14 protein-coding genes are annotated in these 14,973 nt (G+C 56.7%); all 14 read left to right on the top strand.

Annotated features, from left to right (window positions below; genetic code table 11):
- Nucleotides 1-30 precede the first annotated feature (30 nt).
- The 14 genes from KDN35_RS07210 to rny all read left to right on the top strand — a co-directional run bounded on the left by KDN35_RS07210 (nucleotide 31) and on the right by rny (nucleotide 14,953).
- On the top strand, nucleotides 31-186 hold the full coding sequence (locus KDN35_RS07210; RefSeq protein ID WP_171564703.1) for a hypothetical protein: 156 nt from the start codon (nucleotides 31-33) through the stop codon (nucleotides 184-186).
- 189 nt (nucleotides 187-375) lie between these two features.
- A complete protein-coding gene (gene yfmF, locus KDN35_RS07205; RefSeq protein ID WP_212132446.1) occupies nucleotides 376-1,671 on the top strand; it encodes an EF-P 5-aminopentanol modification-associated protein YfmF in 1,296 nt (431 codons plus the stop codon).
- Between the two features lies 1 nt (nucleotide 1,672).
- Nucleotides 1,673-2,965, top strand: coding sequence for an EF-P 5-aminopentanol modification-associated protein YfmH (gene yfmH / locus KDN35_RS07200; RefSeq protein WP_212132445.1), 1,293 nt, complete (start codon nucleotides 1,673-1,675; stop codon nucleotides 2,963-2,965).
- Between the two features lie 9 nt (nucleotides 2,966-2,974).
- Nucleotides 2,975-3,709 (top strand): elongation factor P 5-aminopentanone reductase, encoded by a 735-nt coding sequence (ymfI, locus tag KDN35_RS07195; protein ID WP_171564706.1) that lies wholly within the window; start codon nucleotides 2,975-2,977, stop codon nucleotides 3,707-3,709.
- Between the two features lie 91 nt (nucleotides 3,710-3,800).
- Entirely contained in the window at nucleotides 3,801-4,064 is a 264-nt protein-coding gene (locus KDN35_RS07190) for a DUF3243 domain-containing protein (protein WP_171564707.1), read from the top strand.
- A gap of 122 nt (nucleotides 4,065-4,186) precedes the next feature.
- Nucleotides 4,187-4,966 (top strand): YmfK family protein, encoded by a 780-nt coding sequence (locus tag KDN35_RS07185; protein WP_171564708.1) that lies wholly within the window; start codon nucleotides 4,187-4,189, stop codon nucleotides 4,964-4,966.
- 12 nt (nucleotides 4,967-4,978) lie between these two features.
- On the top strand, nucleotides 4,979-5,884 hold the full coding sequence (locus KDN35_RS20190) for a helix-turn-helix domain-containing protein (protein ID WP_212132444.1): 906 nt from the start codon (nucleotides 4,979-4,981) through the stop codon (nucleotides 5,882-5,884).
- A gap of 379 nt (nucleotides 5,885-6,263) precedes the next feature.
- Nucleotides 6,264-7,610: a 30S ribosomal protein S12 methylthiotransferase RimO gene (rimO, locus tag KDN35_RS07175; protein ID WP_171564710.1), complete on the top strand. Its 1,347-nt coding sequence runs from the start codon at nucleotides 6,264-6,266 to the stop codon at nucleotides 7,608-7,610.
- Nucleotides 7,611-8,186, top strand: a complete 576-nt coding sequence (gene pgsA, locus KDN35_RS07170; RefSeq protein ID WP_171564711.1) for a CDP-diacylglycerol--glycerol-3-phosphate 3-phosphatidyltransferase — start codon at nucleotides 7,611-7,613, stop codon at nucleotides 8,184-8,186. It begins immediately after the preceding gene.
- Between the two features lie 137 nt (nucleotides 8,187-8,323).
- A complete protein-coding gene (locus KDN35_RS07165) occupies nucleotides 8,324-9,565 on the top strand; it encodes a competence/damage-inducible protein A (RefSeq protein WP_212132443.1) in 1,242 nt (413 codons plus the stop codon).
- Nucleotides 9,566-9,571: 6 nt separating this feature from the next.
- On the top strand, nucleotides 9,572-11,158 hold the full coding sequence (locus KDN35_RS07160) for a DEAD/DEAH box helicase (protein WP_171564712.1): 1,587 nt from the start codon (nucleotides 9,572-9,574) through the stop codon (nucleotides 11,156-11,158).
- Between the two features lie 164 nt (nucleotides 11,159-11,322).
- Nucleotides 11,323-12,381 carry a recombinase RecA gene (gene recA, locus KDN35_RS07155; RefSeq protein WP_171564713.1) on the top strand — a complete coding sequence of 353 codons (1,059 nt, stop codon included), beginning with the start codon at nucleotides 11,323-11,325 and terminating at the stop codon, nucleotides 12,379-12,381.
- A gap of 103 nt (nucleotides 12,382-12,484) precedes the next feature.
- On the top strand, nucleotides 12,485-13,126 hold the full coding sequence (locus tag KDN35_RS07150) for a regulatory protein RecX (RefSeq protein WP_212132442.1): 642 nt from the start codon (nucleotides 12,485-12,487) through the stop codon (nucleotides 13,124-13,126).
- A 288-nt stretch (nucleotides 13,127-13,414) separates the two neighbouring features.
- Nucleotides 13,415-14,953 carry a ribonuclease Y gene (rny, locus tag KDN35_RS07145; RefSeq protein ID WP_171564752.1) on the top strand — a complete coding sequence of 513 codons (1,539 nt, stop codon included), beginning with the start codon at nucleotides 13,415-13,417 and terminating at the stop codon, nucleotides 14,951-14,953.
- The last annotated feature ends 20 nt before the right edge of the window (nucleotides 14,954-14,973 follow it).

Genomic DNA, 14,973 nt, shown 5'->3' with positions numbered 1-14,973 from the left:
ACAGCACTTTTTCATAAAGGAGGACGTCTAATGTGGACCTGCCCCTACTGCGGCGGCACGCACGGTCTGCCGTTTCATGACAGCCAACTGGATGGGATCCTATGCATGGAACCAGACTGCGGCCGGTTTGTCGACAGAAATTGGGACCCTGACGACCTCAGCGAGTGGGATGACACCGATTTGTAACGACACAAGAAAAAATCCATTCGGTAGTGGTAGGTATCGTCCGGGGTGCATACAGTAACAGCAGAGATCATTTCCACGATGAAAAGGCGGCGACGGTACGGTCCCGCCTTTTCTCGTCTGTTTTGCTGAACGGCCTGCCAATTGGTTACAATAGAAACGATCAAGCCGACCGAGAAGGGAGATTGGAATATGAGCGAGCAGCGGAATGAGATAGCGTTTCACACCTCCTCAGTCAACGGTATTCGCGTACATATCCTGCCGACTGCCAAATTCAAGACGACGACCATCGTGACGATGATTGAACAGGAACTCTCCGAAGCGGACGTGACCAAGACGGCGCTGCTGGCCATGCTAATGAAGCGGGCAACCGCCCGTTTTCCTGAGACCAAGCAGCTTCGTGAACATCTGGACTTTCTTTACGGGGCCACGTTCGACGTGGACGTGGTGAAAAAGGGGGAGCGACAAATCCTCCAAATCTACATGGAAGTGCCCAACGAGAAGTACCTGTCAACTGAAACGTCCCTTTTGGACCAGGCGATTCACTTCGTCGGCGACGTGCTGACCCGTCCCTATCTGGAAGGGGAAGCGTTTGCCGAAAAGTACGTCGCTCAGGAAAAAGAGTCACTGCGCAAGCGGATCGAGAGCCTGATTGACGACAAGATGAAGTACGCCAACCAGCGGGTGACGGCGGAGATGTGCAAAGGGGAGCCGTTCGCCCTGCTTGTTCAGGGGCGTACCGAGGACCTGCCGTCCATTACGGGGGCGGAGCTGTACCGCTATTTCCGTGAGATCACGTCGTGCAATCCGATCGACATCTTCGTGGTCGGGGATGTGCAGCAGGCGGAGGTGGAGCGGGCAATCGGCACTCATGTGACGCTGAAGCGGGCCGATGTGAAAGCGTTCCCGCCGACTGACGTCACCAAGCAAGTAACCCAGGAGCGGGAAGTGATCGAGCGGCTCGATGTCACCCAGGCGAAGCTGAACATCGGCTGCCGGACGCAGATTTCCTTTAAGGACGACGATTACCCGGCGCTTTTGGTCTACAACGGCGTGCTGGGCGGCTTTCCCCATTCCAAACTGTTTGTCAATGTCCGCGAAAAGGCGAGCCTGGCTTACTACGCCGTCTCCCGGCTGGAGAGCCACAAAGGCATCCTGATGATGATGTCCGGCATCGACGTAAACAATTACCGGCGGGCGGTCGACATCATCAAGGAACAGTTGGAGTTGATGCGACAGGGAAGCATCACCGCCGGAGAACTGGAGCAGACGAAAGCGACGCTGACCAACCAGTTCCGTGAACTGCTGGACAGCGCCCGGATGATGATCGACTTTGCCTACAATGGCGTGCTCAGCGGGCGGAAACGGCAGTTGACGGAACTGCTGAACGAGATCAACAGCGTGACAGTGGACGATATCAAGCGCGTGGCAGAACGCGTCGCCATTGATACCATCTATCTGTTGCGGGACAAAAAGGGGGACGTGTAACATGCAGACCACCGTCTTTGAACAGGTGAACGAGACCGTCTATCACGAGACACTGCCGAACGGCCTGCAGGTATACCTGGTGCCCAAGCAGGGATTCAGCAAGACATACGCCGTCTTTACCACGCGGTACGGCTCAATCGACAGCCATTTTCGCACCCGCAACGGGGAGGAAGTGCACGTGCCGGACGGGATCGCTCATTTTCTGGAACATAAAATGTTTGAGAAGCAGGACTGGGATGTCATGCACGAGTTCAGCAAGAACGGCGCCTCCTGCAACGCGTTCACCAGCTTCAACCGCACGGCGTATCTGTTTTCCTGCACTGACAAGCTGGAGGCCAACCTTAACCTGCTGCTGGATTACGTGCAGGAGCCGTACTTTTCCGATGCCAGCGTGGAAAAGGAAAAAGGCATCATCGGGCAGGAAATCACCATGTACGACGACAACCCGGACTGGAAAGTGTACATGAATCTGCTGAAAGCCATGTACCAGCGGTATCCGATCAACATCGAGATCGCCGGCACGATTGACTCCATCTCCAAGATCACCAAGGAGATGCTGTACCAGTGCTACGAAACGTTTTACCACCCGGCCAACATGCTGCTGTTGGTGGTGGGATCGTTTGCGCCAGAAGCAGTGATGGAGTTGATCCGGAACAATCAGGCCGCCAAGCAGTTCCCGCCGGCGCCGAAGATTGAACGCATCTTTCCCGAAGAGCCGGCGGAGGTGGCCAAACAGCGCATCGAACATCATCTGCCCGTGGGGATTCCCAAATGCATGATCGGCTTTAAGGAAAAACAATGCGGGTTGTCTCAAGAGGCCTTGTTAAAACGGGAGCTAGCCACTAAACTGTTGTTGGACATCGCATTTGGCACCAGTTCCGCGCTCTACCAGAAATGGTACGACAGCGGGCTGATCACGGAGAATTTCGACGTCGACTACAGCGGTGAACAGGACTACGGCTACTCCATTATCGGCGCCGATACCCCAGATCCCGACCGCCTGGCCGAGGAAGTCAAGCTGGGGATCGAGACGTTGAAGCAGTCGGGCATCGCGGAGGACGATTTTGAACGCGCCAAGCGGAAAAAAATCGGCCAGTTTTTGCGCTCGCTGAATTCCGTGGAGTTTATCGCCAACCAGTTCACCAGCTACAAATTCAACGGCAACGATCTTTTCTCCGTGGTGCCGATGCTGGAGTCGATCACCCGCGAAGACGTGGAAGAACGCATGAGGGAGCACTTCCTGCCGGAACAAATGTCTGTCTCGATCGTTCGTTCCGCTTCGCCGCAGGAGTAGTGAACACAGATGAATCAACAGACGCCGTGGGCGTTGGTGACAGGGGCGTCCGGCGAGATCGGCCGCGCCATCAGCCTGGCGTTGGCCGCGTCGGGCGTCCCGCTGTACCTTCATTACCATCAATCCTACGACAAACTGGAGCCGGTGCTGAGCGAATGCCGGGCGCTAGGCGTCCCTGCGTATGCCCTGCAGGCCGACTTGCGCGATGTGAAGCAAATCACCGCCATGTTTCAGGCCATGCCCGTCGCTCCGCTGCTGCTCGTCAACAACGCGTCAGCGGATCACGTCGGCCTTTTTACCGATGTGTCGCCGGAAACGTTTGACGAACTGGTGGCGCTCAACGTCCGCTCCGCCTATTTTGTGACACAGGCGGCGTTGGGCGCGATGCTCTTGGAGCGGTACGGCCGGATCGTCAACATCTCCTCCGTCTGGGGCCTGACGGGCGGCTCCTGCGAAGTGCTTTACTCGCTCACCAAAGGGGCTGTCAACGCCTTTACCAAAGCGCTGGCCAAAGAGCTTGCCCCCAACGGGATCACCGTAAACGCAGTGGCACCGGGAGCGATCCAAGGCGGCATGATGGAGCGGTTTTCTCCCGAAGAACGGGAGATGATCGCGGCCGAGATCCCTGCCGGCCGACTTGGCACGCCGGCGGAGGTGGCTGCGGTCGTTCGCTTTTTGCTGACGGCAGAGGCGAGCTACCTGACCGGTCAGATCATCAGCCCCAACGGTGGCTGGTACGCCTGAGCCGGCATGCATAATTCCCTCTTGATGAAGGCATTCTACCAATATACGGGCACAAACCTAGTCCGTAACGACAGTAAGGAGGGAATAGTACATGTCGGTTCTCGACAATTTCCGCGACTGGAAGCAATTTCTCGGCGAGCGAGTAGAGCAGGCCAAACAGGCAGGCATGGAATCTGACACGATTGAAAATGTGGCGTACCAGATTGGCCATTACCTGGCTGATCAGGTGGATCCGAAAAACGATCAGGAACGCCTGCTGAAACAGCTGTGGGACGCCGGCGACGAACAGCAGCAGCGCGCGCTCGCTTCCATGATGGTCAAGCTGGTGGAGAACGACGCCAATCAAAACAGGTAACTTGCTTGAAAATCCCCTTTTTACGGGGATTTTTCTTTTCTGTCTGAATACTGATTGTCGATTGTATGGAACGTGATATACTACATACGAAGAGAAAATTGGCTGTCGGAGAGGGATAGGGCATGGAAGCGAAAAAAGAATGGTACATGGAATACGAAATCTCCAAAAACCGGCCCGGTCTGCTGGGGGATGTCGCCTCCATCCTGGGTATGCTCAACATCAACATCGTGACGATCAACGGTGTCGACAATATGCGACGCGGCATGCTGCTATTGACGGATGATGACGAAAAAATAGAGGTGCTGCGCAACGTTGTGCAAAAAATGGACAAAATAACCATAACGAGGCTGCGTCCGCCGACGATGCTGGACAGACTGGCTGTTCGCCACGGTCGTTACATCGAGCGCGATAGCGAGGATAAAAAAACTTTCCGCTTTGTGCGCGACGAGCTGGGGCTGCTGGTCGACTTCATGGCGGAGATTTTGAAGCGGGAGGGCCACCAGCTGATCGGCATTCGCGGCATGCCGCGCGTCGGCAAAACCGAGTCGATGATCGCGGCCAGCGTCTCGGCCAACAAGCGCTGGACGTTCATCTCTTCGACGCTGCTGCGGCAGACCGTGCGCAGTTCCCTTGCCGTTGATGAGATGTCGACTGATCATGTATATTTAATAGATGGAATTGTGTCGACGCTGCGCTCTACGGAGAAACATCACGCACTGCTGAGGGAAATCATGAACTTCCCGGCGGCCAAGATCATTGAACACCCCGATATTTTTGTCCGCGAGTCGGAGTATGAACTGTCAGATTTTCACTACATCATCGAGCTGCGTCAGCATCCGGACGAAGAGATTACATACGAGTTGATCAACAACCGCGGCTTCGACCATTTCGACATGAATTAAGGAGGGTAAGCTGTGTCTGAGCTAGGTCAAGTACTACAAAGGGCCCGCGAAGAAAAAGGGATCACGCTCGACGACATTCAACGGATCACCAAGATCCAACGGCGATATTTGGAAGCCATAGAAAGGGGCCATTTTCACGTACTCCCTGGCCACTTTTACGCACGGGCTTTCGTCAAGAGCTACGCGGAAGCCGTCGGTCTTGATCCGAACCACATCATGAGTCACTTCCAGGCAGACCTGCCTGCCCAACCTCCGCAGGAACAAGTGGAACGGCTGCGCCGTCGCCGGGTGGTGGCCGCCAACAACCCGCTGCAGGCCGGAAGATGGTTGACCAAGACGCTGCTGGTGCTGTTTATTGCGCTGATCATCGGGGTGATCTACATCGCTGTCGTCAACAGCGGAATGAACATCCAGCCGGCGCTGCCGGGGGGGAACCTGTCGCCGGGCGCGGAAATCGTGAAACCGGGCCAGGGCGGAAACGCGACGCCAACTCCTTCACCGCAGAGTCAAACGCCTATCCCTCCGTCCACCGATACGGAACCAGACCCCGGCTCGACCGCGGTCAACCCGGAAGTTCCGAGCAGCGAGCAGCAGGCGACGATCACATTCGAGTCGCAGCAGGGGGCCCTGTACAATTACACGCTGAGCGGCGGCGACAAGATCACGGTCAAACTGAAAGTTGTCGACGACAAATGCTGGTACGGGGTGTCCGAGGCGAAGGGCAAGAAGTACGTCAAAGAGGGCACGTTGAAGAAAGACGAGGAAGTCGTCGTCGAACTGGGCAAGACGGCATACATCCGTCTGGGCAAGCCGATGGCTGTAGAGTTGACGGTCAACGGCGCGCATGTAGACACATCCAACATGAAATACATGCCGTCCAACGTCGTCGTTACGATGGCACAATCCCCTACGCAATAGGCAAGCGTCATGCTTGCCAAAGCGTGTAGACAAAGTCCGAGGCGCATGGAGATCGGGCCCGCTCGCTCGCTTGACGCCCAGCACAGAAGCGGATGAAGTCCGCTCCAAAACGAGACGCGGGCAGGGGACAAACATCTGGGTGTTTCGATGAAGTGAGACTTGTGTCCCCTGTGTATCCCCGCGTCTTTCGTTTTTCCGCTGAGTTGGTCGTCAAAGGAGCTCGCTTGGCCCATCCCGCCATGCGATGCACATTGTCTTCAGCCTGAGGCAAGCATCTCGCTTGCCTTTCGTACTTTCTTCACTTTTGACACTCTGTTGGGGCTTATATTATACTGAATAGGTGTAATCTGGGCAGGTGTGACCAATTGGAGGAAAACAAATGACAGAGAAGGTAGGCTCACGTGAAAAAGTAGCGATCGTTACGCTGGGCTGTGAAAAGAATCTTGTCGATTCGGACATGATGGCCCATCTGATAGATGAAAAAGGGTACGAATTGGTTGATAACCCCGAAGAAGCAACGGTCGTCATCGTCAATACCTGCGGATTCATCGACGCCGCCAAGGAAGAATCGGTCAACAAGATTCTTGACATGGCGGAGCTGAAGGAATCCGGCAAGTTGAAATCGCTTGTCGTGGCAGGCTGTCTCACGCAACGGTACAAAGAGGAAATTCTACAGGAGATCCCGGAAGTGGACGGCATTGTCGGAACAGGCGATTTTATGTCGATTACGGACATTATTGCTGAATCGCTCGCGGGCAAGCGGCCCGTCTATGTCGGCAATCCCGTTTTCACGTACGAGGAAGTGGTCAAACGGAAAGTGAAGGCGGGCACTTATTCCTCCTACATCAAGATTGCGGAAGGCTGCGACAACGCCTGTACGTTCTGCAGCATTCCGCTGATGCGCGGAGGATTTCGCAGCCGGACCATCGAATCGATCGTGGAGGAGGCAAAGCATCTCGCCGAACAGGGGATTGTGGAGATCAGCCTGATCGCGCAGGATTCCACCAACTACGGCACGGACATTTACGACGGCAAGCACATGCTGCCCGAATTGCTGAACCGATTGGCCGAAGTGGATGGGATTCAGTGGATCAGACTGCACTATGCGTACCCCGGCTTCTTTACCGACGAGCTGATCGAGGTGTTTGCAACCAACCCCAAAGTGTGCAAATACATCGATATGCCGCTGCAGCACTCCGAGGATCATATCCTGAAAAAGATGCGCCGCCCCGGCCGCCAGCGGGATGTTCGCGAACTGGTGGCGAAGATTCGCGCCCGCGTACCGGACGTCGCCCTGCGCACGTCCCTGATCGTCGGCTTCCCCGGTGAGACGGAAGAGGACTTCCAGCGGCTGTGTGAATTTGTGAAGGAAGTGAAGTTTGACCGGCTGGGCGTCTTCACCTATTCAAATGAAGACGATACGCCGGCAAGCCGACTGCCGGACCACGTCGATGAGGAGACCAAGGAAAAACGGGCCAACATCCTGATGGAGATTCAGCGGGAAGTGGCTGCCGAGCAAAACGGCCGCTTTGTCGGAAAGGTACTGGATGTGCTCATTGAGCGGTACGAAGGGCACAATGACATTTACGTCGGCCGCACCCAGTACGATGCTCCAGAGATTGACGGCGAGGTGTTCGTCACGGGATACAAGGGCGAACTGGGCAAAATCGTAAAGGTGAAGATTACGCACTCCTACGAATACGACTTGGCCGGGGAGGTAGTCTAGGTGAATCTCGCCAACCGCATCACCCTCGCCAGGATCTTCCTGGTGCCGGTAGTCATGTTTTTTCTGCTGGTGCGATACAACATCGGGACGTTTACCATCGGCACCGTGTCGATGACGTACAACGAACTGATTGCGGCATTGGTGTTCATCCTGGCAGCCAGTACGGACGGACTGGACGGCTATATCGCCCGCAAGCGCAAAATCGTGACCAACTTGGGGAAATTCCTTGATCCGTTGGCTGACAAGCTGCTGATTTCCGCTGCGTTGATTTCGCTGGTGGAAATGCATCGGTTGGAAGCGTGGATTGCCATCGTCATCATCAGCCGTGAGTTTGCCGTGACCGGTCTAAGACTGGTCGCAGCGGCGGAAGGACAGGTAATTGCCGCCAGCGCATTGGGCAAACTAAAAACATGGGTGCAGATCGTGGCCATTACGGCGGTGATGGTAAACAATTTTCCGTTTGAGATTTTCGGCATTCCCTTTGATGAAGCAGCGATATGGGCAATGGTGGTGATTACCCTGTACTCCGGGTATGACTACTTTGTCAAAAATCGCAATGTCATCCAATACTCGTGAAAAACGGGTATTGGTCTTCTTTTCTTCCGCGTCAGACAGGAAACGTCCGAGGCGGCCTGACGATGCGTAAGGAAAGGCTTCGCCGGATGGGCTTTGCCGGCAGCGTTACTTTATTCCAAAGAGAGTGGATGAGGGGCATGAGAGCGGAGATAATCGCGGTTGGAACGGAACTGTTGCTTGGGCAGATCGCCAATACGAACGCCCAGTATCTCTCCCAAAAGCTCGCCGAGATTGGTATCGGCGTCTATTTCCACACAGTGGTGGGGGATAACGCCGAACGGCTGGCTAGCGTGATTCGTCAGGCCGCGGCCCGGTCCGAGCTGATCGTGTTCACCGGCGGACTGGGACCGACCCAGGATGACTTGACCAAGGAGACGGTGGCGGAGCACCTGGGCGTCGGGTTGACCATTGATCAGACGGCGATGGCGCGGATCGAGGCGTTTTTCCGCCAGCGTGGCATTACGATGACGGAAAACAACCGCAAGCAGGCACTGGTGCTGGCGGGCAGCCACGTCTTCCCGAACGATCACGGCATGGCACCGGGCATGGCAGCGCAGCGCGACGGACGCACGTTTGTACTGCTGCCGGGGCCGCCCAGTGAACTGTATCCGATGGTAGAGAAATACGTGATGCCGTATCTGATCGGCTTAAAGCCGGAACAGCAAGTGTTTCATTCGCGCGTGCTGCGCTTCTACGGCATCGGCGAATCGGCGCTGGAAGAACGGTTGATCGACCTGATTGAACAGCAGGACAACCCGACCATAGCCCCGTATGCCAAAGAGTTTGAAGTGACGCTGCGGATTACGGCCAGGGCGGCGAACGTAGACGATGCGGAGCGGCTGATTCAACCTGTAGAGCGGGAAATACGTGAGCGGTTGGGCGAGTACATCTACGCGACAGGAGAAACGTCACTGCACGAGGTGCTGGTGGACGAACTGAATCGCAGGGGGGCGACGATCGCCTGTGCGGAAAGTTGTACCGGGGGAACGGTCGCATCCCTCATTACGTCCGTACCCGGCAGCTCTGCCGTCATGCGCGGAGGCGTGGTGTGCTATACCAACGAGGCGAAGCGGCAGATGCTCAACGTGCCGGAAGAAGTCCTGGCAGAGGCAGGGGCCATCAGCGAGCAGACGGCCCGGTTGCTCGCCGAAAATATCAGGGCGACGCTCGGCGCGGACGTCGGCATCTCCGTGACGGGGGTGGCCGGCCCAGACCCTGCGGAAGGCAAACCGGTGGGACTGGTCTACGTTGGCGTTGCCGTGGAAGGACTGCCCACGCTGGTCAAGGAGCTTCGCCTGGCCGGGCGGCGCCAGGCCATCGTCGGCCGGGCAGCGAAATTTGCGTTGTTTTACGCGTTGCAACGACTAAAAGAAAGGTGACAACACATGACGATTTTTTCTGATTTTCCTTTACATAAATCCATTCTGCAAGCCATTTACGACATGGGCTTTGAAGAGCCCAGCCCGATCCAGGCTGCCTGCATCCCGAAAGTACTGGAGGGCGGCGACCTGATCGGTCAGGCGCAAACAGGTACGGGTAAAACCGCCGCGTTCGGGATTCCGCTGATTGAAAAAGTGACGCCGGGCAACCGCGTGCAGGCGATTGTGCTCACGCCCACCCGCGAACTGGCCATCCAAGTGGCAGGCGAGCTTTTGCGCATCTCCAAATACAAAAAGGTGCGGACACTGCCGATCTACGGCGGACAGTCCATCGGCCACCAAATCCGTGCGCTCCGCCAGGGTGTCCAGGTCGTGGTGGGGACCCCCGGCCGCGTGCTTGACCACCTGCGCCGCAAAACGCTGAAGCTGGATCACGTACACACACTGGTCCTGGACGAAGCGGATGAAATGCTGGACATGGGATTCATCGACGACATTGAAACCATTATCAACCACCTCCCGGAAGACCGTCAGACCCTGCTGTTCTCCGCGACCATGCCGCCGGAAATCAAACGCCTGGCGACCCGCTACATGAAACAGCCGCAGACGATCGCCGTCAGCCGCGAAGAAGTGACCGCTCCACTGATCGAGCAGGTGTACTACAAGGTATTTGAACGGAACAAGGTGGAAAGCCTCTGCCGCATTCTGGACAGCGAAGACGTCGAGCTGGGAATCATCTTCTGCCGCACTAAGCGGGGCGTGGACGAGCTGACCGAAGTGCTGCAGGCGCGCGGCTACCTGGCCGACGGTCTGCACGGCGACCTGTCCCAGGCTCAGCGCGACAAGGTGATGAATGCGTTCCGCGAGGGTTCCATCGAACTGTTGATCGCGACCGACGTGGCGGCGCGCGGCATTGACGTCGGCAACGTCTCCCACGTCATCAACTACGACATTCCGCAGGATTCGGAAAGCTACGTGCACCGGATCGGCCGTACGGGCCGCGCCGGCCGCAAAGGCATTGCCATGACGCTGGTGACGCCGCGCGAGATGCGCCAGATGATGTTCATCCAGAAACAGACCAAAGCCCAACTGATCTGCCGCAACGTGCCGTCCCTGGAGGAAGTGGCGGAACGCAAGCAGGAACAGCTGCGGGAACAACTGGTCAACCTGCTGGAGAGCGATGGAGTGGCCGACATGTACCTGAAGGTGGCCAACTCGCTCATCGCTCAGTACCCGGCTGAAAAAATCGCCGCTGCAGCGCTGCACCTCGCGTTCCATACCGAGATCGGCGAGACGGACGATACCGACGCCTACAACTTCGGGGAGACGGGTGCCGCCAAGGGAATGGTGCGTTTCTTCCTCAACGTGGGCCGCAATGTCAACGTACGCCCGCAGGATTTGGTGCGGGAGATTTCCGAGTCCGTCGGAATCCCCGGAAAGGCGGTTGGCCGCATCGACATCTTCGAGAACTTCACCTTCGTGGAAGTTCCCGAAGACGTAGCCCCGTTCGTCTACGAATCGCTGCGTCAAACGCGCATCAACGGCAGACGGATCAATCTGGAGCCGGCAAAACCGCGCGCCAAGCGTTCCTGATACCGACAGCACGCAGACACAGGCCGTCACGTTCCGTTTTCGGGACGGACGGCCTCTTTTTGCAATGCGAATATTTGTTCGCAAAAAATACTTGGCAAACGCTTCTGTCTCGATGTATGATGAAGACAAGCAAATCAGTTACGAGTTGAAAGGGAGTGTACCATTTGTCAGATCGTCGCGCTGCTTTGGAAAACGCATTGCGTCAAATAGAAAAACAGTTCGGGAAAGGGTCCATCATGAAGCTGGGGGACATGGCCAACGTTCAGGTTTCCACGGTCTCCAGCGGTGCGCTTGCCCTCGACATCGCCCTGGGTGTGGGCGGATTCCCGCGTGGACGGATCATCGAAATTTACGGACCGGAATCCTCCGGTAAAACGACGGTTGCCCTTCACGCCATCGCCGAAGTGCAGCGCCAGGGCGGACAAGCTGCGTTTATCGACGCAGAGCACGCACTGGACCCGGTCTACGCGGCAAAATTGGGAGTAAACATTGACGAACTGCTGCTCTCCCAGCCTGACACAGGGGAGCAGGCGCTGGAAATCGCCGAGGCGCTGGTGCGTTCCGGTGCCGTTGACATCATCGTCGTAGACTCGGTTGCCGCGCTCGTGCCAAAAGCAGAGATTGAAGGCGAAATGGGAGACTCCCACGTGGGGCTGCAGGCCCGCCTCATGTCGCAGGCGCTGCGCAAGCTGTCCGGTGCCATCAACAAATCGAAAACCATCGCCATCTTCATCAACCAGCTCCGGGAGAAAGTGGGCGTCATGTTCGGCAATCCGGAGACGACTCCGGGTGGGCGCGCGCTCAAGTTCTACGCGAGCATTCGCTTGGACGTGCGCAAGGCGGAAGCGATCAAGGTGGGCAACGACGTGGTCGGCAGCAAGACCAAGATCAAGGTCGTGAAAAACAAGGTGGCGCCGCCGTTCAAAACTGCCGAAGTGGACATCATGTACGGTGAAGGCATCTCCAAAGAGGGCAGCATTCTCGACATCGGCGCGGAGATTGATGTGGTTCAAAAGAGCGGAGCATGGTACTCCTTCAACGATGAGCGTCTGGGTCAAGGACGGGAGAACGCCAAGCTCTTCCTCAAGGAAAATCCGGAAGTGGCGGCGCAAATCGAAGCCAAAGTACGTGAGTATTACAGCCTCAATCCCAGCTCCATCCCGAGCATGGAGCCGATCAACGATCCGGAGCAGGATGAGGAACCGGTATTTGATTTCGACTAATCGCATGACAGCCTGTCGGCCTGACAGGCTGTTTCATGTTCAAACCGCCCGGTGTGAGGAGCTGCGAGCCGGGCGGTGTTTGCCGTAAAGGGGGAGAGGCGCGATGAAAAGCGGCCGGATTACCGCCGTTCACCGCGACGCGAAAAACCAGCATCGCTATCACATTCAGATCGGCGATGACATTGTCTTTTCCGTTCATGAAGACATCCTCGTCAAGTATCAGCTGTTAAAGGGAACAGAGCTGGACGAGGCGTTTTGCCGGGAAGTGCTTGAGGCGGAAGAAAAGCACAAGGCCTACCTGTTGGCACTCCGCTATCTGGGCATCCGCCCGCGGACGAAAAAACAAGTCGCTTCCTATCTCCGGGAAAAAGGGTATGAAGGGGACGTGGCGGATGAAATCTGCCGCCGCATGGAAGAGCAGGGCTATCTGGACGATGAGCGGTTTGCCCGGCAGTGGGTCGACGAGCGGATGCGGCTCAAGCCGCGCAGCTCGTACATGATGCGGATGGAACTGCAGCAGCGGGGGATTGACAGCGACACGGCGGAGGCGGCCGTGCGCGCCGTTTCCTACGAGGATGAGCTGGAAGCGGCCCGCAGGCTGGTGGAAAAAAAGCGGCGGCACCGGCAAGGGCCGCCGGAACCGGACGAAGAGCGAAAGCTGCTGGCCATGCTGGCGCGCAAGGGGTTCGCCGGCTCAATCGTGCAGAGGATTCGCCGCGAATTGCGCGAGGACGTGGAGTCGTAGGCAGGAGCGGCACACTTGCAGTTCTTGACATTTCTTGTTCACAAATAATAAAATAGATGTGTATTTACTTGGTGCATCATACTATTTCGCTGATTTGATCGCTCGTTGCCAGTGTCACAACTGAACACCCGTACATACCAGTGCGGATTCAGCGGACCGAGTAAAATCGGTCTTGTTTTTTAACTAATACCAGAGCGAAACAACAGCGACACGCCATGAAAACGAATGTGTGGAAAGCGGGGAGATGTCTTACCACAAGGAGGTGAAACAAAAGAGCCTATGGCCATTATGGATCCGATTGTACTGATCGTGCTATTCGCCGTGCTGATTGTCGGTTATGGTGCCGGCTACTTCACGCGCAAATCCATTGCGGAGGCGAAGATCTCCAGCGCCGAGGAAGCGGCGCGGCAGATCGTCGAAGAAGCCAAACGGGACGCCGAAGCCGTCAAAAAGGAAAAGGTGCTGGAAGCCAAGGACGAGGTATTCAAACTGCGCTCCGAGGCCGAAAACGAGCTGCGCGAACGCCGCAACGAAATACAGCGCCAGGAACGCCGCATCCTTCAGAAGGAAGAGGCGTTGGACCGCAAGATGGAACAGCTGGAGCGCAAGGAGAGCGAACTGTCCGAGCGGGACAGAACCATCGCGGAACTGCAAAGCAAGGTAGAGCACTTATATAAAGAACAAGTGGCCGAGCTGGAACGCATCTCCGGACTGACTCAGGAAGAAGCCAAGAACATTATCCTGACCGATGTGGAGAACACCGTTCGCCATGAAATGGCGGTCATGATCAAGGAGATTGAGACACAAGCCAAGGAAGAGGCGGACAAGCGGGCACGCGAGATCATCACCACCGCCATCCAGCGGTGTGCGGCAGACCATGTAGCGGAGACCACCGTTTCCGTGGTAACGCTGCCGAACGATGAGATGAAGGGCCGCATTATCGGACGCGAAGGCCGCAACATCCGCGCGCTGGAAACGCTGACCGGCATTGACTTGATTATCGATGACACGCCGGAAGCGGTCATTCTGTCCGGCTTCGATCCGATTCGTCGGGAGATCGCCAAAACTGCTCTGGACAAGCTTGTTGCCGACGGACGCATCCACCCTGCCCGCATCGAGGAGATGGTGGAAAAAGCGCGTCGGGAAGTGGATGAGCGCATCCGCGAATACGGCGAGCAGGCGACATTTGAAACCGGTGTTCATGGCCTGCATCCGGATTTGATCAAGATTCTCGGCCGTCTGCGCTACCGGACCAGCTACGGGCAAAACGTGCTGAAGCACTCGATGGAAGTGGCCCACCTGGCCGGACTGATGGCAGCCGAACTGCGCGAAGATGTCAAACTGGCAAAACGGGCCGGTCTGCTTCACGACATCGGCAAGGCTATCGACCATGAAGTGGAAGGTTCCCACGTGGAGATCGGCGTGGAACTGGCGAAGAAATACAACGAGCATCCCGTTGTCATCAACAGCATCGCGTCCCATCACGGGGATACCGAGCCGACATCCGTCATTGCGATGCTGGTGGGAGCGGCTGACGCACTTTCCGCCGCCCGGCCGGGAGCTCGCCGCGAAACGCTGGAGACGTACATCAAGCGGCTGGAAAAGCTGGAGGAGATCTCCGAGTCGTTCGACGGCGTGGAAAAATCGTACGCAATTCAGGCCGGCCGCGAAATCCGCGTAATGGTGCAGCCTGAGAAGATTGACGATGCGGAAGCGGCGCGCCTGGCACGCGACATTACCAAACGAATCGAAAATGAACTTGACTACCCGGGTCACATCAAGGTGACCGTCATCCGCGAAACACGGGCAGTCGAGTATGCAAAGTAAAGTGGCTTTGGGCCACTTTA

This window comes from Brevibacillus sp. NL20B1, from assembly GCF_018195675.1.
GTDB lineage: Bacteria > Bacillota > Bacilli > Brevibacillales > Brevibacillaceae > Brevibacillus > Brevibacillus aydinogluensis.
Note: the sequence above shows the minus strand (reverse complement) of the source record. Positions and strands in the feature narration are given on the sequence as shown.